At 73.2% G+C, this 20,824-nt stretch carries 19 protein-coding genes; 9 read left to right on the top strand and 10 right to left on the bottom strand.

Annotation, left to right across the window (positions count from 1 at the left end):
* Positions 1 to 103: 103 nt before the first annotated feature.
* The 3 genes from ASD33_RS24020 to ASD33_RS24010 form a co-directional block, all read right to left on the bottom strand.
* Positions 104 to 820 (bottom strand): ribonuclease H, encoded by a 717-nt coding sequence (locus ASD33_RS24020; RefSeq protein ID WP_056564215.1) that lies wholly within the window; start codon positions 818 to 820, stop codon positions 104 to 106.
* 79 nt (positions 821 to 899) lie between these two features.
* Positions 900 to 1,817, bottom strand: coding sequence for an AAA family ATPase (locus ASD33_RS24015; RefSeq protein WP_079044969.1), 918 nt, complete (start codon positions 1,815 to 1,817; stop codon positions 900 to 902).
* A 2-nt stretch (positions 1,818 to 1,819) separates the two neighbouring features.
* Complete coding sequence (locus tag ASD33_RS24010) at positions 1,820 to 3,025, bottom strand: RNA ligase (protein ID WP_056564212.1); 1,206 nt, start codon at positions 3,023 to 3,025, stop codon at positions 1,820 to 1,822.
* A 190-nt stretch (positions 3,026 to 3,215) separates the two neighbouring features.
* Here ASD33_RS24010 and ASD33_RS24005 point away from each other — a divergent pair, with 190 nt between their 5' ends.
* From ASD33_RS24005 to ASD33_RS23995, 3 genes are all read left to right on the top strand, one after another.
* On the top strand, positions 3,216 to 3,551 hold the full coding sequence (locus ASD33_RS24005; protein ID WP_056564210.1) for a hypothetical protein: 336 nt from the start codon (positions 3,216 to 3,218) through the stop codon (positions 3,549 to 3,551).
* 153 nt (positions 3,552 to 3,704) lie between these two features.
* On the top strand, positions 3,705 to 4,286 hold the full coding sequence (locus ASD33_RS24000; RefSeq protein ID WP_056564207.1) for a dienelactone hydrolase family protein: 582 nt from the start codon (positions 3,705 to 3,707) through the stop codon (positions 4,284 to 4,286).
* A 192-nt stretch (positions 4,287 to 4,478) separates the two neighbouring features.
* A complete protein-coding gene (locus tag ASD33_RS23995) occupies positions 4,479 to 5,651 on the top strand; it encodes a hypothetical protein (RefSeq protein WP_056564204.1) in 1,173 nt (390 codons plus the stop codon).
* A 75-nt stretch (positions 5,652 to 5,726) separates the two neighbouring features.
* On the opposite strand, the gene ASD33_RS23990 is transcribed toward ASD33_RS23995, so the two are convergent.
* Complete coding sequence (locus ASD33_RS23990; protein WP_056564201.1) at positions 5,727 to 6,296, bottom strand: NADPH-dependent FMN reductase; 570 nt, start codon at positions 6,294 to 6,296, stop codon at positions 5,727 to 5,729.
* A gap of 182 nt (positions 6,297 to 6,478) precedes the next feature.
* Positions 6,479 to 8,059 (bottom strand): TrkA C-terminal domain-containing protein, encoded by a 1,581-nt coding sequence (locus ASD33_RS23985; protein WP_056564197.1) that lies wholly within the window; start codon positions 8,057 to 8,059, stop codon positions 6,479 to 6,481.
* Between the two features lie 58 nt (positions 8,060 to 8,117).
* Between ASD33_RS23985 and ASD33_RS23980 the strand changes: the two genes are divergently transcribed.
* Entirely contained in the window at positions 8,118 to 9,497 is a 1,380-nt protein-coding gene (locus ASD33_RS23980) for an FAD-dependent oxidoreductase (RefSeq protein ID WP_056564194.1), read from the top strand.
* Positions 9,498 to 9,583: 86 nt separating this feature from the next.
* On the opposite strand, the gene ASD33_RS23975 is transcribed toward ASD33_RS23980, so the two are convergent.
* The gene (locus ASD33_RS23975; RefSeq protein WP_056564181.1) at positions 9,584 to 10,405 is read right to left on the bottom strand and encodes a L,D-transpeptidase family protein; all 822 of its coding nucleotides are present in this window, start codon (positions 10,403 to 10,405) and stop codon (positions 9,584 to 9,586) included.
* A 185-nt stretch (positions 10,406 to 10,590) separates the two neighbouring features.
* On the opposite strand from ASD33_RS23975, the gene ASD33_RS23970 reads away from it, so the two are divergent.
* The 3 genes from ASD33_RS23970 to ASD33_RS23960 all read left to right on the top strand — a co-directional run bounded on the left by ASD33_RS23970 (position 10,591) and on the right by ASD33_RS23960 (position 12,689).
* Positions 10,591 to 11,031, top strand: coding sequence for a GNAT family N-acetyltransferase (locus ASD33_RS23970; RefSeq protein ID WP_056564179.1), 441 nt, complete (start codon positions 10,591 to 10,593; stop codon positions 11,029 to 11,031).
* 93 nt (positions 11,032 to 11,124) lie between these two features.
* Complete coding sequence (locus ASD33_RS23965) at positions 11,125 to 12,204, top strand: dihydrodipicolinate reductase (RefSeq protein WP_056564175.1); 1,080 nt, start codon at positions 11,125 to 11,127, stop codon at positions 12,202 to 12,204.
* Complete coding sequence (locus tag ASD33_RS23960; RefSeq protein WP_056564174.1) at positions 12,201 to 12,689, top strand: carboxymuconolactone decarboxylase family protein; 489 nt, start codon at positions 12,201 to 12,203, stop codon at positions 12,687 to 12,689. The genes ASD33_RS23965 and ASD33_RS23960 overlap by 4 nt, the downstream gene beginning before the upstream one ends.
* Positions 12,690 to 12,769: 80 nt before the next feature.
* Here ASD33_RS23960 and ASD33_RS23955 read toward each other — a convergent pair whose 3' ends face one another.
* The 3 genes from ASD33_RS23955 to ASD33_RS23945 form a co-directional block, all read right to left on the bottom strand.
* Positions 12,770 to 14,413 carry a GMC oxidoreductase gene (locus ASD33_RS23955; protein WP_056564163.1) on the bottom strand — a complete coding sequence of 548 codons (1,644 nt, stop codon included), beginning with the start codon at positions 14,411 to 14,413 and terminating at the stop codon, positions 12,770 to 12,772.
* Positions 14,414 to 14,527: 114 nt separating this feature from the next.
* Positions 14,528 to 15,961: an aspartate ammonia-lyase gene (locus ASD33_RS23950; protein WP_056564160.1), complete on the bottom strand. Its 1,434-nt coding sequence runs from the start codon at positions 15,959 to 15,961 to the stop codon at positions 14,528 to 14,530.
* Between the two features lie 399 nt (positions 15,962 to 16,360).
* Complete coding sequence (locus tag ASD33_RS23945) at positions 16,361 to 17,461, bottom strand: asparaginase (protein WP_056564157.1); 1,101 nt, start codon at positions 17,459 to 17,461, stop codon at positions 16,361 to 16,363.
* 118 nt (positions 17,462 to 17,579) lie between these two features.
* Here ASD33_RS23945 and ASD33_RS23940 point away from each other — a divergent pair, with 118 nt between their 5' ends.
* Both ASD33_RS23940 and ASD33_RS23935 read left to right on the top strand, forming a co-directional pair.
* Complete coding sequence (locus ASD33_RS23940; RefSeq protein WP_056564155.1) at positions 17,580 to 18,044, top strand: Lrp/AsnC family transcriptional regulator; 465 nt, start codon at positions 17,580 to 17,582, stop codon at positions 18,042 to 18,044.
* 200 nt (positions 18,045 to 18,244) lie between these two features.
* Positions 18,245 to 19,051: an endonuclease gene (locus ASD33_RS23935; RefSeq protein WP_056564153.1), complete on the top strand. Its 807-nt coding sequence runs from the start codon at positions 18,245 to 18,247 to the stop codon at positions 19,049 to 19,051.
* Between the two features lie 4 nt (positions 19,052 to 19,055).
* Here ASD33_RS23935 and ASD33_RS23930 read toward each other — a convergent pair whose 3' ends face one another.
* Positions 19,056 to 20,615 (bottom strand): SulP family inorganic anion transporter, encoded by a 1,560-nt coding sequence (locus ASD33_RS23930; protein ID WP_056564150.1) that lies wholly within the window; start codon positions 20,613 to 20,615, stop codon positions 19,056 to 19,058.
* Positions 20,616 to 20,824: the final 209 nt, after the last annotated feature.

Raw genomic sequence — 20,824 nt, 5'->3', positions numbered from 1 at the left:
CGGACGAACCCGGGTACACGCCTGGGTGAAGGCTCGCGTGCGCCCGGGTCGACCGGTCTCAAGCAACGGACTCGGCCGCCCGCCAGTCGGACGGCGGGTGGGTTCAGACGCAGGTGGGATGGCCCCAGCCGTCGGGGTTCTTCGCGATGGTCTCGCCCTTGTCGTAGGCCTTGCCGCAGCGGCAGCGGCCCGCGAACCGGGCCTTGAGCGTGGCCCCCGACGGGCGTGTCCGACGGGCGGACGAGGCACCGGAGGAACCGGCGGAGGAGAAGCCCGCCGAGCCGGAGAGCGCGGAGGAGCGCGCGCGGGGCGCGGAGGCGCGTGTCGATGCCTCCGGGGGCGGCAGCGCGGCCCCCGCGTCGGAGCTCGTGCCCTCCTGGGTACGGGCGGAGTGACTGGCCGCGCGGTCGGCGGCGTCGTTGAGGGGGTCGCCGTCGACCTGGTGCGCGGGGACGTAGACGAAGTCGACGTTCCGGCCGGTGAGGAGGGCGTCGATGCGGACGACCAGGTCCTTGTTGGCGACGGGGCTGCCGGAGGAGGTCTTCCAGCCCTTGCGGCGCCAGCCGGGGAGCCAGGTCGTGACGGCCTTCATGGCGTACTGGGAGTCCATGCGGACCTCGACGGGGACCGCCGGGTCGAGTACTTCGAGCAGCCGTTCCAGGGCCGTGAGTTCGGCCACGTTGTTGGTCGCCCGGCCGAGCGGGCCCGCCTCCCAGCGGTCGATCGCTCCGTCGGCCCGGCCGATGACCCATGCCCAGGCCGCGGGGCCGGGGTTTCCCTTCGACGCGCCGTCGCACGCCGCGATGATCTTTTCCACCATCCCACGATCCTGACACGGCGGCGGGGGCGGCCGGACCGCCCCCGCCGGTCCCGCCCCCGCCGCTCCCGCCGTCGCGCGGTCAGAAGGCCCCGTAGTTGACCTGCCAGGTGGGCAGGCCCATCCGGCGCCAGAGGGCGACGACCCGGTCGCGGTCGTCGAGCGAGACGCGGATGGCGTACCGGTGGCGGACATGGGCCTCGAAGAGCTCGGCCTTCACGAGGTCGTCGCCGCGGCCGTCGCCGGAGGCGCGCATCCACAGCTCGTCGTACGGCACCTCGTGGTGGGCGAGCCAGCCCTCGGTGATGGCCCGGTGGTCCTCGCTCCGGCCGGAGAGCAGGACGATCCGGTCCCGCTCGGTGTGCCGGAAGGCGCGCAGGGCGTCGCGCACGGAGACGTTGAGCAGGTCGCGGTCGCAGCGCGCGAAGTCGTACGGGCCGCGGTCGACGCGCAGGGCGAGGGTGCCGTCGATGTCGCACATGACGGCGGTGGGGAGGCTCGGGTCGGGGACGTAGGTCTCGCCGACGGCGGGGCGGTCGTTGAGCCAGTCCGCGGTGAGCCGCCAGCCGTTCCGGGTGGCCTTGGCGTGCTTGTCGGCCAGGATCCGGATGATGTCCTCGCCGACGGACCGCTCGCGGGCGGCGTCGCGGCGGACGCACTCGTCGACGGGCACGTCGGTGAAGTCGTGGACGGCGAAGGTGGCGAGGCCGCCCACGGCGGCCTTCAGACGCTTCGGGACGTGCGGGGTGAGGTGGGTGTTGTCGACGACGACGTCGAAGCCGTCGTCGACGGCGGCTCGGACGGCGGCGTCCTGGATGCCGAGCACGGTCTGCTCGTGCTTGTGGGACCGGCCGCGGTCCGGCGCGGGGATGTCGAGCATGGCGCGGAGGTCGTCGAGGTTGACGCGCCGGACGCGCCCCTCGGCGGCTGCCTGCAGGGCGCGGGCGGCCGTGGTCTTCCCGGAGGCGGGGAGGCCGGTCATGAGGTGGACGACGGGCACGGTCAGTTCTCCTGGTGGGCGAAGGGGTCGGTGGCCTCGGGGCGCAGGTGGCGCCAGACGAGGAGGTCGACGGGGCGGTCGTCGAGGCGCAGGAAGACGGCGGCGCGCAGGCCCCGGTCGGGCAGGGCCGCGGCGGCGCGGGCGAAGGCGCCCCGGTCGGCGGCGAGGTGGGCGAGACGCGCGAACGCCTCGTCGACGGCCCGCACGCGGTCGTCGGCGGCCGCTTCGAGGCGGGCGATCACCTCGCGCACCCAGGCGTCGAACTCGTCGGGCACCTGCTCCAGGAGGGCGTCGAGGGGCTTTCCTCCGTCGGCCTCGACCTCGCTGACGGCGCAGCCGATGCCCTTGGCCACCTCGCCGGCGGGCAGGCCGGCGAAGCGCTGGATGCCGTGGCAGCGCCAGACGTCCCGCTCGGTGACACCGGTGAGCACCTTGTGGAGGCGCACGTACTCGGCGAGCTTGGCCTTGGCGCGCAGGCCGGAGGCGAAGCGCAGCACGTAGCCCTCGGCGTCGGTCCCGGTGGCCCGCCGGCCGTCGGGGAGGGTGTTGGACTCGGTGAGGGCGACGAGCTCGGCGACGCTCGTGGCCGGCCAGGTGCGCACGACGGAGCCGAGCGGGTCCCAGCCGGCGGTGGCCTCCGTGAGGGGGACCTCGGTGCCGTCGGCGGCGTGGGCGGCGAGCAGGACGAGGTCCCGGCGGTCGCCGTAGTTCACGACGATGCGGTTGCCCGGGTGGACGATCTCCGCGAGGTACGTCACACCGGGGGTGAGGCCCGTGGTGTCGGCGGCGTCGAGACGGCGCTGCGCCCAGGTCGCCTGGACGCTGGTGAAGGAGCCCTTGGAGGCGGCGCGCCAGCGGCCGTCGTAGTGGAAGACCACGGCGAGGCTGCCGTCGACCTTGTCGTAGACCTCGAAGGGCTCGTCGGGCAGCGGGGGCGCGTAGGGGCGGCCGCCGGAGTGTTCGGAGACGTTGAAGAACTTGGGGAGGGGGAGCGCGACGATCCGGCCGGTGGCGTCGTCGGCGACGAGGCCGCGGCAGCGCGTGGTCGCCCGGTTCCAGTGCTGGGCGTACTGGCAGGCGCGCGTGTACGTGTAGATCGACAGCGGCAGCTCGGGGTGCCGCTTGCGCGTGACGTGCCCGTCGGCGAGTGCGGCGGAGAGCTCGTCGGACGGCATCAGGTCGTGCAGAGTCAGGGTCGCCTGGCTCATGGGGTCCCTCCCGTGGGTTCGTTGATCCATTCTCGGTCGGCGGGCCCCGGGAGCCCAGTGATTTTCCGGGTCGGGGCGGCGTGGCGGGGTGGTGCGCGGGCTCCCGATCCCGGGCGTGTCGGTGGTGCCCCGTAGACTCGCCGTCTGCCCGCCGGTGATGTCACCGGCACAGTCGAAGGAAGCGAGCCCCATGAACCACGCGGACGGCACGGCACCGATCTACGCCGAGCTCATACGGGAGCGGGGGGATGTTCCGGGTGACGTCCGCCAGGTCGCCGAGGAGGTTCTGCGGGACCTGAGCCGGGTCATCCAGGTGCCGCCGCAGGGGGTTCCCGGGCCGCAGGGTGCCGTCGCGCACGCGGGTGCCGGGGCGCAGCACCCCGGCACCGGGGTTCACCCGGGCGCGCACAGCGGCGCCGTGGCGCACGTCGGTGCGCAGGCGCACGGGAACCCGGGCGGGGCGATGGGCGTCGGTGGCCCCGTGGGCCAGGCGGGCGCCGTCCTGCCGCACCGCCCGATGCGCTGACCCCCTGACCTCCCTCCCCCACGGTTCCCCGCGCCGGACCGCCGCGTCCGCACCGGTTTCCGGGGCGGTTGTCAGTGCCGTGCGCGATGCTGTCCGGCGAACGGCCCGTGCCCCGGCGGCACGGGCGCGCGACCGCGACCAGGGGATGACGACATGGCTGAGGTTCTGCTCTTCCACCACGCGCTCGGGCTGACGGAGGGCGTGCGTTCCTTCGCCGACGAGCTGCGCCGGGGCGGGCACACGGTGCACGTGCCCGACCTGTACGAGGGGCGGACCTTCACCGACCTGGAGGCCGGCCTCGGCCACGCCCGGGAGACCGGCTTCGACACGCTCCTGGCTCGGGGCGAGCGCGCCGCCGAGGGGCTGCCGGAGGCGCTCGTCCTCGCCGGGCTCTCGCTGGGCGCGCTGCCCGCACAGAAGCTGGCCCAGACCCGGTCCGGGTCCCTCGGCGCCGTGCTGATCTCCGCCTGCGTCCCGGTGGACGAGTTCGGCCCCGCATGGCCGGCGGGCGTGCCCGTCCAGGTGCACGCCATGGACGCGGACCCGTTCTTCGTCGACGACGGCGATCTGGCGGCGGCCCGCGCGCTGGTCGCGGACGCTCCGGACCGGAAGCTGTTCCTGTACCCGGGGAGCCGGCACCTGTTCACGGAGGCCGGCACGCCCTCGCACGCACCGGAGGCGACCGCGCTCTGTGTCGAGCGCGTGCTGTGCTTCCTGGACGGCGTACGGGGCTGAGCCCGCGGAGCCTGCCGGACGGGGTGCGCGACCGGGGTCAGCCGTTCGGCTGACCCCGGTGTCGTCCGTCCCGCTCTCGGCCGGGGGCCGGCTGTCGGACCGTACGGGGCCGTGCGCGGGCGGAGGATCGGGGCAGGACGCGGCCCGTCCCCGGACGGGGCCGCCCGTGCCCGCCGTTCCGAGGAGTCCGACATGACGAAGTTCCGCCGTGCGTCCCGCGCCGCCCGGGTGCTCGTGCCCGCCGCGGTGTCCGTCGCCCTGTTGGCCGGCTGCGCGCAGGCCTCCGAAGGGGCCCCGGCGGGTGCGACGTCACCGGCCGGAGGCTCCCCCAGCACGCCGCCGTCCCCCACCGGGTCCTCCGTGACGGTGACGCCCGCCCCGGCCGGCAGGCCCGCGCCGGGCTCGCTCCTGGTCTCCGACTTCGGCTCCGACACGGTCACCTTCGTCGATCCCGCGAAGGGTGCCACGGGGTCCGTGAAGGTCGGCACCGCTCCCTATGGTCTGGTCGTCGGCGAGGACGGCCGGGCCTGGGTGGCGACCGCCGAAGGGGTCGCGGTGGTGGACACGGCGACCCGGCAGCGCCTCGCGCTCGTCCCGTACCGGACCGACGCCGGGCCGACGGACACCGGTGAGTACCGGGGCGGCGGCATGGGCATCGCGCTCTCCCCGGACGGCCGCAGGGTGTACGTCGGCGTCAACGTGCCCGGCGGGAACGGCACCCTGGAGGTCATCGACACGGCGACCCAGCGGGTCACCGACACCGTGCCGGTGGGCAGGCGCCCCTTCGACGTGGACGTGTCGAAGGACGGCGCGGAGGTGTACGTGACGAACCACGACTCCTTCGACGTCACCGTCGTCACGGCGGGGACCCTGGCACCGCGCCGCATCGAGGTCGCCCCGTACGGCACGGAGGGCGGGCTCGGTTCCTGGCTCAAGCCCCACTACACCGCGGTGCGGCCCTCGGACGGGAAGCTGCTGCTGCCCTTCGAGGGCGAGCGGCTCGCCGTGGTCGACCCCCGGACTGGCCGGACCGCCATCGAGCCGATGACCGCGAACACCCACCAGCACGGCGCCGCCGTCACCCCCGACGGGACGCTGTTCACGGTGGGCACGGGACCGATCGACCCGGACGAGGACGCGGGCCCGTCGCTGACGGTGCGGACGCCCGGCGGGGCCGAGCGGGTCTACCCTCTGGACGGGCCGCACGAGGACGTGGCCGTGTCGAAGGACGGGCGCACCGCCTATGTGACCGGCGGCTTCACGAGGGACGGCTACTGGGACGGGCTGAGCGTCGTCGACCTCGACTCGGGTGACACGCGCCGACTGGCCGCGGGCTCCCGGCCGCTGGGGGTCGTCGTCTTCTGACGGCGAATCGCCGCCCCGTCGGCCCGGCGATTCGCCGGGCCGACAACGGCCGGTCACCGGCCCCGTGACCCCCGCTCAGCGCTGCGGAAGGACCGTCAGCACCCGCTCGACGAAGACCTTGAAGTCCTCCATGAAGTCGCTGAGGAACTGCTGGGTCGTCGGATCGGTGACCTCGCCGTCGTCGCCGAACAGCCCCGGGGTGAACTGGATGTACCCCTCCGGGGCGTTCATCTGCGGGGAGTTGCAGAAGCTCAGCACCGAACGGAGGCTCTGCTGGGCGACGGCCGTGCCGATCTTGCCGGGCGAGGTGCCGATGACGGCGGACGGCTTGTGGGTGAAGGAGTTGGTGCCCCAGGGGCGGCTGGCCCAGTCGATGGCGTTCTTGAGGCCGCCGGGGATGGACCGGTTGTACTCGGGGGTGACGAAGAGGACGGCGTCGACGGCCGCGATGGCGTCCTTGAGGGCCCGGCCCTCGGGCGGGTAGTCGGCGTCGAAGTCGTGGTTGTAGAGCGGGAGGTCCTTGATGGGGATCTCCCGGAACTCCAGCTCGGGGGGGGCGACGCGGATCAAAGCCCGGGAGAGGATCCGGTTGATGGACTTCGTCGAGAGGCTGCCGACGAAGTAGCCGACCTGGTACGTGGCCATGCGGGCTGTCCTGCCTTCCGGGGACGGTGCGGGGCTGGGGCGGCCCCGGCACGCCGCGGCGGCCGGGGTCGCCGAGGCACCGTAACCCGGCCGTCACGGCCCGGCGACCGCAGGACACGACCGGCCCCGAGGCGTACGGCGGACCCGGACGCGCACGCCGGGCCGAAGGCGCGAGGCCAGGCTCAGAGGCCCACGATCAGCTGGATGCAGACGATCTTCACCAGGATGGCGAGGGCGAACAGCGTCGCGTACCCGGTGTTGACCCGGCTGTCCGAGACCCGGCTGTTGGCGTACGCGGTGATGGCCGGATTGCCCACGTACCCGGCGAGCAGCCCCATGGTGCGCGGCCTGCTCTGGCCGAGGAGCCGGGCGACGAGGACCATCAGGGCGTAGCTGAGCACGGCGCTGATGAGGAGCACGGTCAGGAGCCTGAGACCGAAGAGCGAGAAGGCGTCGCGGCGGAAGGCGTAGCCCGAGGTGAGTCCGACACAGGCGAGGAAGATCAGCAGGCCGATCTGGCGGAGCGTGAGGTTGGCGCGGGTCGGCAGCACCCAGACGAGCGGGCCGGTGCGGCGCAGCCGGCCGAGGACCATCGCCATGACGAGCGGTCCGGCGGCGGTGCCGAGGGAGAGGACCGTGGAGCCGATGGTGAGCTTCGGGATGCCGATGAGGAATCCGGCGGCGAGGCCCAGGCCCATGCTGACGGCGCTCACCTCGCTGACCTTGGCCTCGGTGTCGCCGAGGAACGCGGTCACCTCGGCGGTGCGTTCGCGCGGCATCGCGACGCGGACCCGGTCGTCGAGCTGGAGGAGCAGGTCGTCGTGGGCCAGCAGGTCCTGGTCGCCGCGCCGGACGCGGGTGGCCTTGGCCCCGTAGCCCTCGCCGAGGCGGAGTTCGGCGACGGTCCGGCCGGCGAGGTCCGGGTTGGTGAGCAGGATGCGCCGGTAGTCGACGACGTCGCGCCGGTCGAGGAGGTGGGCGGGGGCCCGGGTGCCGAGCGCCTCGGTCCCGGCGGCGACGGCCTCCGGGCCGCCGACCAGGACGACCTGGTCGCCGGGGGTGAGGGCGTCGGGGGCGAGGGCCACCCGGGGAGTGCCGTCGCCGCCGCGCTGGGCGCTGGCGAGGAGTTGCCCTTCGGCGGCGCCGGGGACGTCGGCCCAGCGGCAGGTCCGGGTGACGTCGACGGTTTGGGTGACGAGTTCCCTCGGGAGTCCGGTGCCGGGGTCCCGGCGGCCGGTCCAGTTCCGGACGGCGGCGATGCCCGCGACGAAAAGAATGGTGAGAACGACGGCGAGGGGGTAGCCGATCGCGTAGCCGGTGGCGGGCTGGGACGGGACGGAGGACGAGGCCTGGGCCGCGGCGAGGCCCGGGGTGGTGGTGCCGATGCCGGCGTAGCCGCCCGCGAGGTAGGGGCCCTCGATGCCGAAGACGGTGCTGCCGAGGAAGCCGACGGCGAGGGCGGTGACGACGAGGGCGGCGACGGCTCCGGTCATCACGGCCAGCTGGGGACGGAGTTCGCGGAAGAAGGCCGGGCCCGCTTCGAGGCCGACGGTGTACACGTACAGGGCGAGGCCGAGCACCGCGAGGCCCGCGGGCACGGCGGGACCGATGTCCGGGTCGAGCGCGCCGAGCAGCAGCCCCACGAAGAGGACACCGGCGGCACCGAGCTTCACGGGACCGAAGCGGACCATGCCGAAGAGCGATCCCGCCGCAATGACGATAAAAAGGGTGAACCACGGATAGTCAGCGAAAAATTGCCACATGGGCTTACTCAGTCATATCCGATGGCTTCTTGCACGCTCATACGGAAGGGCGGACAGCGTGACGCGACCGAGGATTCTCGTGGTGGGCGCCGGATTCGCCGGAGTGGCCTGCGTACGGAGGCTCGAACGGCGGCTCGCGGAGCGGGAGGCGCAGCTCGCGCTGCTCTCCCCGTTCTCGTACCAGCTGTACCTGCCGTTGCTCCCCCAGGTGGCGGCGGGGGTGCTGACCCCGCAGTCGGTCGCGCTCTCGCTGCGGCGCAGTGAACGGCACCGGACCAGGATCGTGCCGGGCGGTGTGGTCGGCGTGGACACGGCGGCCAAGGTCTGTGTGGTGCGCACGATCTCCGGCGAGTACGTGACGGAGCCGTACGACCATCTCGTGCTGTCGCCCGGCAGCGTGACCCGCAGCTTCGACATCCCCGGTCTCGCCGAGTATGCGCGCGGGATGAAGACGCTGGCGGAGGCGGTGTACATCCGCGACCACGTCATCGCCCAGCTCGATCTGGCGGACGCCAGCACCGACGAGGAGGAGCGGGCCGCGCGGCTGCGGTTCGTCGTGGTCGGCGGCGGCTACGCGGGTACGGAGACGGCGGCCTGTCTCCAGCTGCTCACCCACAACGCGGTGAAGCGGTATCCGCGCATCGATCCGAAGCTGATCAAGTGGCACCTGGTGGACATCGCGCCGAAGCTGATGCCGGAGCTGGGCGACAAGCTCGGCGCCGCCGCGATGGACATCCTGACCCGGCGGGGCATCGAGGTCTCGCTCGGGGTGTCGGTGGCCTCGGTGGACGCGGAGACGGTGACGCTCACCGACGGGCGGGTGCTGCCCAGCAGGACGCTGATCTGGACGGCCGGAGTGGCGGCCAGTCCGCTGATCGGCACGCTCGGCGCGGACACCTTCCGGGGGCGGCTCGTCGTCTCGGCCGAGATGGCGGTCCCCGGGCTCGACGGGGTGTGGGCGCTCGGCGACGCGGCGGCGGTGCCCGACCTCGCCAAGGGCGAGGAGGGGGCGATCTGCCCGCCGACGGCGCAGCACGCGATGCGCCAGGGCAAGGCGCTGGCCGACAACCTGGTGGCGACCCTGCGCGGGGAAGCGACCCGTCCGTACACGCACAAGGACCTGGGGCTCGTGGTGGACCTCGGCGGGATGGACGGGGTGTCGAAGCCGCTCGGGGTCGAGCTGCACGGGATGCCGGCGCAGGCCGTCGCCCGCGCGTACCACTGGGCGGCGCTGCGGACGAACGTGGCGAAGACCCGGGTGATGACGAACTGGCTGCTCAACGCGGTCGCCGGTGACGACTTCGTCCGGACGGGCTTCCTGGCCACGAAGGCGGGGACGCTGCGGGACTTCGAGTACACGGACGCGTATCTGACGCAGGAGCAGGTCCGGAGCCATACGGCCGCGTTCCGCGGGGCGGTGGGGGCGGGCGGGAACTAGGGCCTGTCGTCAGGGCGCGGGAGGGCCGCGCCCGGACTCGGGAGGCGGGTGGGACCGGCGGTGGCCCGGTCCCGCCCGCCGCTTCGTCAGCGGGCGAGTTCCGGGGCCGGGCCCATGACCACGACGGGTTCCGCGGCCGGGTCGAGGGCGCGCAGCAGTGCGCGCAGCACCTCGCGCTCCAGGGCGACGCAGGCCTGGGTGGGGCCGCCGTGGTCGACGTGGATCCAGACGCCGCCGCCCTTGTCGGCGCCGAGCGGGCGTTCCTTGTCGAGCGGGGTGCGGCCGGGGACCCGGTTGTAGTCGATGGCGATCACATGGTCGAAGGAGCCTTCGAGGGGTTCGCCGGAGAATCCGGTGCCGCTGATGGCGAACTCCTCGTCCTGGTCGTACGGGAGGCGGGCGCCGGGGTCGGGCAGCCGGCCGCCCGCGTCGCCGATCCGGAAGACCCCGATGGGGGTGCGCAGATCGCCGGCGGTGTGGTCGGAGGTCCAGCCCTGGAGGGCGTTGTGGGCGGGCCAGGGGCCGGCCTTCGGCGTCCAGCGGCCGCCGGGGTCCCGTGCGTAGAGCGTCGCGGTGGAGGTGGAGGAGTCGGCGGTGGCTCCGGTGACGACGAGGGCCTGGGTGGTGCCGTCGGGCACGAGGGCCTGCGTCACCGGGCCGACGCCGGGGAGGCGTGGGGCGGGGAGGCGCGTGGCGGTGAGGCTGTTGGCGGCCTCGGCCGGGCCTCCCGCCTCCCCCGCCGTTCCGGCCGGCGGGCCCTCGGGGCGGGAGTCGCCGCCGGGCGGAGCGGCGGCGGCCGACCCGGCGGGAGGTGCGGGGGGAGCGGTGTTCGCGCAGCCGGTGAGCAACAGGGCCGCGCACAGTGTGCCGGCGCTCAACAGCGCGGGGGCGCCCTTGCGGACGGACATGGACGGTTCCTCCTGGCCGGGGGCAATGCAGCGATCCGTACCCGTTCGACGGGCGGCGCTGCCGTGGTCCCGGCGCCCTCACCCGTACGGCGGCGCGCCCGTGCGCGGGCCGTCCCGGTCCGCCGCGCTCCTTCACGGACCGAATCCGGTTGCCTCTTTCTGCCGCGGCGCGGTTTCCTGATCCGATGAACGATCTTCGTATCGAGCGGGCCCTGGGCGAGGCGCGGCTCGCGGACTGGCGGGCCGTCCACAACGCGATCATCCCCACGGCCGTCCTCTCCCCCGACGAGGTGCGCGAGCGGGCCGGGCGGAACCGGCTGGACGTCGCCTACCTCGGGGACGTCGTGGTGGGCTGCTCCACGGTGCGCCCGCCGGACGAGGAGACTCCGGCGGCGACCGTGATCGCCCGGATCCTGCCCGGTTTCCGGGGGCGGGGCCTCGGGACGGCGCTGTACGAGCGGGGCCTGGCGCACGCGCGGACGCTGAGCGAGGAGGGTGTGGAGACGGTCGTCCTCGCCTCCAACGAGGAGGGGCTGCGGTTCGCGCTCGCCCGGGGCTTCGTCGAGGTGGAGCGGTACGTCCTGCCGGGCGACACGGTGCCGTTCGTGGCGCTGCGCCTGGCCTGACGCGCCCTCACCGCGACCGGATGATCTGACGATTCGTCAGATCGTCCGGTCGCGGGTCTGGGAACCTTCGGGGCCCGGCGCTACCCTCCGCGCATGATTCGGACGGTGGTGTGGGGTACCGGAAATGTCGGGCGCGCGGCGATCCGCGCCGTGGACGCCCATCCAGGCCTGGAGCTCGCGGCCGTACTGGTCTCCGATCCGGCGAAGGTCGGCCGGGACGCGGGCCGGCTCGCGGGGCTCGGCCGTGATCTCGGGGTGGCGGCCGTCGACGAGGTCGGCGCGGTCCTCGACGGGCGGCCGGGGGCGGTGGTGTACGCGGCCTCCGGCGACACCCGGCCCGACGGGGCGATCGAGGACGTGGCGCGGGCGGTACGGTCGGGCGCGGTGGTGGTCACTCCCGCGCTGTATCCGCTGTACGACCAGCGCAACGCGCCACCGGAGTTCAGGGACCCGATGGTCGCGGCGGTCGCCGAGGGCGGTGGTTCGCTGTTCGTGTCGGGGGTGGACCCGGGCTGGGGCAACGACGTGCTGCCCCTCCTCGTGAGCGGCCTGGCCGCGACGGTGGACGTGATCCGCTGCCAGGAGATCTTCGACTACTCGACGTACGAGCAGGAGGATTCGGTCCGCGAGCTGGTGGGGATGGGCCGGCCGCTGGAGTACGAACCGCCCATGCTGTGGCCCTCGGTGCCGACCATGATCTGGGGCGGCCAGGTGCGGCTGATGGCGCGCGCGCTCGGGGCCGAGCTCGACGAGATCCGCGAGACGATGGAGCGGCGCCCGCTGGAGTCCACCGTGAAGACGCGGACGATGGGCGTCTTCGAGGCGGGGACGCAGGGTGCGGTCCGCTTCGAGGTGCAGGGGATCGTCGGCGGGGAGCCCCGGATCGTGATCGAGCACGTCACCCGCATCCATCCCTCCTGCGCGCCGGACTGGCCGGTGCCGCCGGACGGGGCGGGGGCGCACCGGGTGATCGTCGAGGGCAGCCCCCGGATCGAGGTCACGGTGGCGGCGACCGACGAGGGCGAGAACCGGTCGGCGGGCGGGAACGCGACGGCGGTGGGCCGGCTCGTCGGGGCGATCGACTGGCTGGTGGCGGCGGAACCGGGACTGTACGACGCGCTGGACGTGCCGTTGCGGCCGGCGGTCGGGAAGCTGGGGAGGAGACCACGATGATCATCGACATTCCCGAGGGCCAGGAGCCGATCGGATACGTGTGGGGCGACATGGTCCCGGAGATCGGGACGGCGGCGGCGAACTTCTCGCTGTCGGTGTACGCCCATACGACGCTGGGGCTGCGCGAGTTCGAGGCGGCGCGGCTGCGGATCGCGCAGATCAACGGCTGCGGGTTCTGTCTGGACTGGCGTACCGACCGGGACGGCGTGAAGGTCGAGGAGGGCTTCGACGAGGTCGTCGCGGCCTGGCGGGAGACGGAGGTCTCGGAGTCCTTCGACGAGCGGACGCGGCTCGCCGCCGAGTACGCGGAGCGGTACGCGCTGGACCACCACGGTCTGGACGAGGAGTTCTGGGCGCGGATGACGGCCCGGTACAGCCAGGCGGAGATCGTGGAGCTGACGATGAGCCTGGGCTCGTGGCTGGCGTTCGGGCGGCTCAACCGGGTGCTGGGGCTCGACACGGTGTGCGTGCTGCCGACGCACTGAGGCCTTGCGGAGAGGGGCCGGCCGGTGTTCCGGCCGACCCCTCTCCCCCGTTCTGTCCCCGCGTTCCCCCGTGCGGCTCGTCAGAAGTCCTCGGCGACGATCCGCTCGATGTTGCGTTCGGCGAGGGCCGTGATGGTGACGAACGGGTTGACGCTGGTGTTGCCGGGGATCAGGGAGCCGTCGATGGCGTAGAGGCCGGAGTAGCCGTGGAGCCGGCCGTAGTTGTCGGTCGCCTGCCCCAGGACCGCGCCGCCGAGCGGGTGGTAGGTGAGGTGGTCGCCCCAGATCTTGTACGCGCCGAAGAGGTCGGTGCGGTAGATCGTGCCCTCCTTGGCGTTGATCTTGTCGAAGATGGTCTTCGCCGCGTCGATGGAGGTCTGCTTCCAGGACCGGTCCCAGTTCAGGTCGACCTTGCCGGTGGCCGGGTTCCAGCTGAACTCCGCGCGGTGCGGGGTCTTGGTGATGGAGAGGTAGAAGGAGGCGTAGGTCTCGATGCCGGTGGGCAGCGGGGCGACCTCGGCGAACGCGCCGCCCGCGTCCCAGTTGTCGATGCCCGCCGTGGGCATGGCCGACTGGAGCTTGCCGGTCGGGTCCCACATGTGGTTGGCGCGGCCGCACATGACGTTGCCGTTGTCGCCCCAGCCCTTGCCGATCCGGTCGTTGAGGGCGGGGAGGGCACCCGTGGCCTTGAGCCGGGTGAGCAGCTTGCTCGTGCCGACGCTCCCGGCGGCGAAGAAGACCTTGTCGGCGGTGACGGTCTTGCTCGCCAGGGTGACGCCGGTGGTGTCGATCTGGTCGATGGAGACGGTGTAGCCGCCGCCGGCCGCCGGGGTGACGGAGGTGACCTTGTGCAGGGCGGAGACGGTGACCCGGCCGGTGGCGGCGGCCTGGGCGAGATAGGTCTTCTGGAGGTTCTTCTTGCCGGCGTTGTTGCCGTAGATGACCTCGCCGTCGAGCGCCGACTTCGGCACGTTGCCCGCGAGTTCCTGCTTCATGTACTCCCAGTCGTAGACGTTCGGGACGAACACGAAGGGGAAGCCGGAGCGCTCGGCGTGCTTGCGGCCGACTCGGGCGTACTGGTAGCAGGAGGCGTTCTCCCACCAGCTCTGGTCGACCTCGGTGACGCCGAGGCCGGCGTTGGCGCGCGGGTAGTAGGTGGAGTACATCTCGGCCACGTCGACCGTGGGGAGGATGGCGGCGAAGTTCTCGCGACGCGGGGTGACGGCCATGCCGCCGTTGACGAGGGAGCCGCCGCCGACCCCTCGGCCCTGGTAGACGGTGATGCCGGCGAAGTCCTCGGCGTCGAGGATGCCGGTGTGACAGGGCACGTCCTTGTCGAGGGGGAAGCCGAGGAAGTTGCTCAGGGGCTGCTTGGTACGGGAGCGCAGCCAGAAGGAGCGGTAGTCGGGCCGGGTGGTGTTGGCGAAGATCTTGCCGTCGGATCCCGGGGTGTCCCAGGCCATGCCCATCTCGACCATGTGCACGTCGAAGCCGGCGCGGGCGAGGCGGAGCGCGGCGACGGAGCCGCCGTACCCGGTGCCGACGATGAGGGCGGGGACGTGCGCGCCGCTCGGGATGGGGGTGGAGGCGAGGCCGGTGACGGCGTGTGCCGGAGTGGTGTGGGCGGCCAGGGCGGCGGCGCCGAGAAGAGAACCTGTTCCCGCGAGGAACCGGCGACGACTGACGCCGCCGGTCCCCTTTCCGGACATGGGGTGTTCACTCATGTGATGTCCCTCACTGGCGAGCGAATGGGAACATGTTCTACTGTCACCCGTCGGGGAAGTCACGAGAAACCGACGGGTAACTTATGTCCGGATGCGGATGCGCGTACGAAGGCGTCAAACGAGGCTGGAGCCCGGGGCGCCGGTGAGCCGCTCGGGGGTGAGCAGCTCGGCCAGCCGGTCGGCGGGGATCAGCCCCTTCTCCAGGGTGAGTTCGACGACGCCGCGCCCGGTGGCGAGCGCCTCCTGCGCGATGGCGGTGGCCGCGGTGTAGCCGAGGTGCGGGTTGAGCGCGGTGGCGAGCCCGATCGAGTTCTCGACGGCCGCGCGGAGCGCCTCGGTGTTGGCGGAGATGCCGTCGACGCAGCGCTCGGCCAGGGTCAGGCAGGCGGCGCGCAGCGAGAGCAGGCTCTTCGAGAGGGCGTGGAAGATGACCGGCTCGAAGGCGTTGAGCTGGAGCTGTCCGCCCTCGGCGGCCATGGTGATGGTGATGTCGTTGCCGATGACCTCGAAGGCGACCTGGTTGACGACCTCGGGGATGACCGGGTTGACCTTGCCCGGCATGATGCTGGAACCGGCCTGCACCGGCGGCAGGTTGATCTCGTTGAGGCCGGCGCGCGGGCCGGAGGAGAGCAGCCGGAGGTCGTTGCAGGTCTTGGAGAGCTTGACCGCGATGCGCTTGAGGACGCCCGACAGCTGGACGAAGGCGCCGCAGTCCTGGGTGGCCTCGATCAGGTTGGCGGAGGTCACCAGCGGCAGCCCGGTCAGCTCGGCGAGCCTGCGGCGGGCGGTCTCCGCGTAGCCGGGGGCGGCGTTGAGGCCGGTGCCGATGGCGGTGGCCCCGAGGTTGATCTCGTGGATGAGCTCGATCGCCTCGGCGAGCCGGCCGCGGTCCTCCTCCAGCATGACGGCGTACGTCGAGAACTCCTGGCCCAGCGTCATGGGCACCGCGTCCTGGAGCTGCGTGCGGCCCATCTTCACGACCTCGCGGAACTCCAGGGCCTTGGCGGCGAAGGCGTCCTGGAGCACGGCCATGGCGAGGAGGAGTTCGCGGGCCGCGCCGATCGCGGCGATGCGGATGGCCGTCGGGTAGACGTCGTTGGTGGACTGGCCGAGGTTGACGTCCTCGTTGGGGTGGAGCCGGTCGTAGTCGCCCTTGGCGTGACCGAGGAGTTCGAGGGCGCGGTTGGCGACGACCTCGTTGGCGTTCATGTTGGTGGAGGTCCCGGCTCCGCCCTGGATGACGTCCACGACGAACTGGTCGTGGAGCCGTCCGTCGCGGATCTCCCGGCAGGCGCCGGCGATGGCCGCGGCCTTGTCGGCGGGGAGCAGCCCCAGTTCCTCGTTGGCGCGGGCGGCGGCCTCCTTGACGGCGGCGAGCGCGTCGATCAGCAGCGGGTACGCGGAGATCGGGGTGCCGGTGATGGCGAAGTTCTCGGTGGCGCGCAGGGTGTGGACACCCCAGTAGGCCTCGGCGGGCACGTCCCGGTCACCGAGCAGATCGTGCTCGCGTCGGACGGGAGCGGGGTGCGGGGCCGGTGCGGGGAGCATGGGTGCCGATCTCCTGGGGGTACGGGGAGGGAGGGGGTGCGGATGTGGGGCGCGGGGCCTCGCGGAGGGGGCCGGGGAGCAGGGCCGTGCGACGCGGGAGCCGAGGCTGTACGACGCCGGGTGCCGGGGTCGTGGGACGCCGTGGTCCGGGGCGTACGGCATCGGGCGCCGGCACCAGGGCGTACGACGGCGGGGGCCGGAGGGCGTACGGCACCCGGACCCCGGCCGTACGGCACCGTGATCCCGAGCGGCGTGCAACGCCCGTGCCCGGTCCGTACGCCGCCGGGATTCCTGGCGTACGGCTCCGGCGGCGCGGCGGCGTTCGCGGCGAGGTTGGCTCCGGCTCGCGGGCGGGGGGTGCGCCGCCCACGAGCCGGGGTTCTGGGGGTGTCGGCCGCGTCAGGCGCGGACGGCGACGGCCGAGGCCGAGCGGGAGCCGCCGGTGGCCAGGGCCGGTTCCGCGCGGACCGGTCCGTCGAGGAGCCGGCGCAGCAGGACCGTGCCACGGGCGGGGTCGCCCTCGGCGAGGAGCGTGGAGAGCAGGGCGATCCGCGCCTGGGCCGCCCGGAGGGTCCCGGTGAGCAGCGCTCCGGCGGCGACGAGGTCGACGGCTCCGCCGCCGGTGTAGATCTCGGCGAGCGGTCCGGCGGGGACGCGGGTGGTCACCGCGACGAGGACGCCCTGGGCGACGGCGTCGGCGACGGCCTCGGCGATCTCGGGGGTGGCGTTGCCGGCTCCGGTCGCGACCAGGACGATGCCCCGGGAGCCGGCAGCGACGGCGGCGTTCAGCAGGAACGGGTCGCCGTCGGAGTGGTGGGTGATGATGTCGACCCGGGGCAGCGGCGCGGCGGCGGGGTCGGCCGGGTCCGCCGTGTGCGCGGCGGCGGGCAGCGGCAGGGGCGTCGGGCGCTCCGGCTGCCGTTCGATGTCGACGCGGGAGAACCCGACCCGGCCGAGCCGCTCGGCGGAGGGGTCGGAGAAGGCGTCGGCGGCGAGGGTCTGGGTCTTGACCGTGCCCCGGGCGGCGTGGACGCGTCCGTCGAAGACGACGAGGACACCGAGGTCACTGACGGTGGAGGCGACCTGGAGCGCGTCGTAGAGGTTGCCGGGGCCGTCCCCGTCGCCGGTGCCGAAGGGGCGCTGGGCCCCGGTGAGGACGACCGGCCGGGAGTCCGTGTGGTGGAGGTCCAGGAGGAAGGCCGTCTCCTCCAGCGTGTCGGTGCCGTGGGTGATCACGATGCCGTCGACGCCGGGGTCGGCCAGGGTCTCGTGGACGGTGCGCAGGAGGGCCAGCTGATGGGCGGCCGTCATGCGGGAGCTGTTGACGTTGAACAGGTCGACGACCTCGACGGTGACGCCTTCGGGGAGGGGCGCGGTGGCCAGGACGTCGTCTCCGGAGGCGTCGGCGGCGTAGCCGGTGCCCTGCCAGCGGCTGGCGATGGTGCCGCCGGTGCTGATGACGACGATCCGGCGCGCTCCCCCGTCGTTCGTCCGCTTCATGGCTGCCGTCCTTGCTTCGTACCGATGTCTCCGTGCTCCGCAACGATAGGTCAGAGGGCGCGCAAGACGATTGCGAAATTGCCCGGTGAATGGTTTCGGCGTGGTAGATAATTGCGCCATGGACCGAATCGATCTCCACATCTTGCGCGAGCTCCAGGACGACGGCCGGCTGAGCAACCAGGAGCTGGCCCAGCGGGTGGGGCTCAGCCCGTCCCCCTGTCTGCGCCGGGTGCGCCAGCTGGAGCAGGACGGGGTGATCCGGGGCTACCGGGCGATCATCGATCCGGAGGCGGTGGGGCGGGGCTTCGAGGTCCTCGTCTCCGTGGAGGTGCGCCGGGACCGCGAGACGGTCGAGGCCTTCGAGGAGGCGCTCCAGGACGTGCCGGACGTCATCGAGGCGTACCGGCTGTTCGGCAGCCCCGGCTGTCTGCTGCGGATCGCGGTGGCCGACCTCGCGGCGTACGAGCGGCTGTGGATCGAGCGGCTGACGACGCTGACCGGGGTCACCGAGGTCAACTCGCAGATCATCATGAAGCGGATCAAGGAGCCGAAGGGGATGCCGGTGGACGTCCGGGGCGGCTGAGCGCGCCAGGACGCGGGCACCCGGGGGCCGTTCGGTCGCGTCGTGTACGAGAACGTCATGGAACAGCCTCCTCCTCGTTACATGACAGGTACCTGACGTGTGCCACTCTCCCGATGACACCAAGTCAACACGCGTAGAACGGCGGGACCGTTGACCCGGCGCCCGCCGTCCCCGCGTGTCGTCCTCGGGAAAGGGCCCCCATGTCCGTTGTGCGGATCGGCAGTTGGAAGGTGTGGGCGACGACCCTCGCCGCCACTCTCGTCGGCATCACGCTCCCCGCGGTCACCGCGACTCCCGCGAGCGCCACGACCACCGCGTACGACAGCACGTACTACAAGGACGCGATAGGCAAGACCGGCACCGGCCTCAAGTCCTCGCTGCACACCATCATCAGCGGCCAGACGACCAAGATCTCCTACGACGCCGTCTGGAACGCGCTCAAGACCACGGACCAGGACCCCGCCAACACCAGCAACGTCATCCTGCTGTACAGCGGCACCTCACGGTCCAAGAGCCTCAACGGCGGGTCCGTCGGCAACTGGAACCGCGAGCACACCTGGGCCCAGTCCCACGGCAACTTCGGCACCTCGGCCGGCCCCGGCACCGACCTCCACCACCTGCGCGCGGCGGACGTCCAGGTCAACAGCACCCGGGGCAACAAGGACTTCGACAACGGCGGCAGCCCGGTCAGCGGCGCCCCCGGCAGCTACACGGACAGCGACTCCTTCGAGCCGCGCGACGCCGACAAGGGCGACGTGGCCCGGATGATCCTCTACATGGCCGTCCGCTACGAGGGCGGCGACGGCTGGCCCGACCTGGAGCCCAACGACTCGACGAGCAACGGCAGCGTCCCCTTCCACGGCCGCCTCTCGGTCCTGAAGCAGTGGAACGAGCAGGACCCGCCGAGCGCCTTCGAGGAGCGCCGCAACGACGTCATCTACACCACCTACCAGCACAACCGGAACCCCTTCATCGACCACCCGGAGTGGGTCGAGGCGATCTGGTAGCGGCTCAGGGCGCCGCCCCGACCTCCTCGCCGTCGGCGGGCCGGGCGGGGCGGCGCTCCGGCAGCGCGTGCAGGCGTACGGCCTCCGGGCCCGCCGTGCAGTGACGCGCGGCCCAGCCCTCCAGCGCCGCCCGGCAGGCGTGGTCCAGGTGGTGGAGCCCGGAGAGGTCCAGGTCGACCGGCCGGTCCCGGGGCAGTGCTTCGAGCACGTCGAGCATCTTCGGCAGCCGCAGGAAGTTCGCGTTCCCCGACAGGGTCACCCGCGCCGGGCCGAGGCCGTCGTCGGTACGGTCCACCCGGAGGTGCGAGGCGTCCCAGGCCGCCTTGCCCACGGAGAGGGCCAGCCCGATCAGCACCCCTTCGAGCATGCTCACGCCGACGATCGCCCCGGCCGTGACCACCAGGACGAGCGCCTCGCCGCGGTGACCGCGCCACAGCGCGACCACCGCCCTGAAGGGGATCAGCTTCCAGCCGGCGTGGACGAGGATGCCCGCGAGAGCCGCCAGCGGCACGTACTCCAGGGTGCCGGGCAGCAGCACCGCGAACAGCAGCAGCCACAGCCCGTGCAGCACCCGGGACGCCCTGGTCCTCGCGCCCGCCCGGACGTTGGCCGCGCTGCGCACGACCACCGCCGTCATCGGCAGCGCGCCGAGCAGGCCGCAGACCGTGTTGCCGAGGCCCTGGGCCAGCAGTTCCCTGTCGTAGTCGGTGCGTGGTCCGTCGTGCAGCCGGTCCACGGCCGCCGCGCCGAACAGCGACTCCGCCGAGGCGATCAGCGCGAAGGCGAGGGCCGTGCCGAGCAGCGCGACGTCCCCGATCGCGGCGAACGCCTCCGCCCCGGGCAGCCGGACGGCGGCCGGCACCCCGTCCACCCGCACCGTCGCGACCGGCAGACCGAACAGCGCGGTCGCGAGGGCCGCGAGCAGGACGGCGGCCAGCGCGCCCGGCACGACGCGGACGCGCGGCGGCACGTACCGCCACCCCACGATGACCAGGACCGTGCCGGCGGCGACGGCGAGCGGAGCCGGGGTGACGGCGCCGCCGGCCACCCGCCACAGGGCGGCCGGGAGCCCGGCGAGCCGGGCCGGGCCCGAGGCGGGGGCGGCGACGCCGGCCGCCGCGTACAGCTGGCCGGCGACGATGACGAGCCCGATGCCGGCGAGCATGCCCTCGACGACCGAGAGCGAGATGGCCCGGAACCAGCGGCCCCATCGCAGCAGGCCCAGGGCGACCTGGAGGAGACCGGCGAGGAGGACGGCGACGCCGAGCCCGGGGAGGCCCAGGGTCCGCACCGCCTCGAAGACGAGCACGGTCAGACCGGCGGCCGGCCCGGAGACCTGGAGGCTGCTGCCGCGCATGAGCCCGGTGACGAGGCCGCCGACGATGCCGGTGATCAGTCCGAGTTCGGCGGGGACACCGGACGCGACGGCGACGCCGATGCAGAGGGGCAGGGCCACCAGGAACACGACGAAGGACGCCGCGACGTCGTGGCGGAGGTGCTGTCGGGGTCCGTGAGTGAGCCGCTGTCGGAGGTCGTGCCGGAGACGGGGCAAGGAGGACGGCATACGGTTCTCTCCCCTTCAGTTCACGCGTGTCACCGAGCGAGGGCGAGCGACGGCCCGTGCACGGTAGTACGGCGGCACGGCTCCGGTTTCGGGCACTCGGCCCACGGTCGGGCCTTCCGGCCTGAACCCGCCGGAACGTGACCCGATCACCCACGCGGAAGGCGCTCGGGGGTGCGGCGCCCCGGGGGCGCATCCGCCGCTGGCGCCCG

The sequence above is a fragment of the Streptomyces sp. Root1304 genome (genome assembly GCF_001426405.1).
GTDB lineage: Bacteria > Actinomycetota > Actinomycetes > Streptomycetales > Streptomycetaceae > Streptomyces.
The sequence above is the reverse complement of the archived record's forward strand: the minus strand, read 5'-3'. Positions and strand labels throughout refer to the sequence as shown.

Excerpts from the sequence above, each read along its gene's own strand:
- ASD33_RS23970 (WP_056564179.1), top strand. The coding sequence starts at position 10,591 with ATGAACGATCTTCGTATCGAGCGGGCCCTGGGCGAGGCGCGGCTCGCG.
- ASD33_RS24005 (WP_056564210.1), top strand. The coding sequence starts at position 3,216 with ATGAACCACGCGGACGGCACGGCACCGATCTACGCCGAGCTCATACGG.
- ASD33_RS23995 (WP_056564204.1), top strand. The coding sequence starts at position 4,479 with ATGACGAAGTTCCGCCGTGCGTCCCGCGCCGCCCGGGTGCTCGTGCCC.
- ASD33_RS23965 (WP_056564175.1), top strand. The coding sequence starts at position 11,125 with ATGATTCGGACGGTGGTGTGGGGTACCGGAAATGTCGGGCGCGCGGCG.
- ASD33_RS23945 (WP_056564157.1), bottom strand. The coding sequence starts at position 17,461 with ATGAAGCGGACGAACGACGGGGGAGCGCGCCGGATCGTCGTCATCAGC.
- ASD33_RS23955 (WP_056564163.1), bottom strand. The coding sequence starts at position 14,413 with ATGAGTGAACACCCCATGTCCGGAAAGGGGACCGGCGGCGTCAGTCGT.
- ASD33_RS23950 (WP_056564160.1), bottom strand. The coding sequence starts at position 15,961 with ATGCTCCCCGCACCGGCCCCGCACCCCGCTCCCGTCCGACGCGAGCAC.
- ASD33_RS23930 (WP_056564150.1), bottom strand. The coding sequence starts at position 20,615 with ATGCCGTCCTCCTTGCCCCGTCTCCGGCACGACCTCCGACAGCGGCTC.
- ASD33_RS24000 (WP_056564207.1), top strand. The coding sequence starts at position 3,705 with ATGGCTGAGGTTCTGCTCTTCCACCACGCGCTCGGGCTGACGGAGGGC.
- ASD33_RS24010 (WP_056564212.1), bottom strand. The coding sequence starts at position 3,025 with ATGAGCCAGGCGACCCTGACTCTGCACGACCTGATGCCGTCCGACGAG.
- ASD33_RS24020 (WP_056564215.1), bottom strand. The coding sequence starts at position 820 with ATGGTGGAAAAGATCATCGCGGCGTGCGACGGCGCGTCGAAGGGAAAC.
- ASD33_RS23960 (WP_056564174.1), top strand. The coding sequence starts at position 12,201 with ATGATCATCGACATTCCCGAGGGCCAGGAGCCGATCGGATACGTGTGG.
- ASD33_RS23935 (WP_056564153.1), top strand. The coding sequence starts at position 18,245 with ATGTCCGTTGTGCGGATCGGCAGTTGGAAGGTGTGGGCGACGACCCTC.
- ASD33_RS23975 (WP_056564181.1), bottom strand. The coding sequence starts at position 10,405 with ATGTCCGTCCGCAAGGGCGCCCCCGCGCTGTTGAGCGCCGGCACACTG.
- ASD33_RS23985 (WP_056564197.1), bottom strand. The coding sequence starts at position 8,059 with ATGTGGCAATTTTTCGCTGACTATCCGTGGTTCACCCTTTTTATCGTC.
- ASD33_RS23990 (WP_056564201.1), bottom strand. The coding sequence starts at position 6,296 with ATGGCCACGTACCAGGTCGGCTACTTCGTCGGCAGCCTCTCGACGAAG.
- ASD33_RS23940 (WP_056564155.1), top strand. The coding sequence starts at position 17,580 with ATGGACCGAATCGATCTCCACATCTTGCGCGAGCTCCAGGACGACGGC.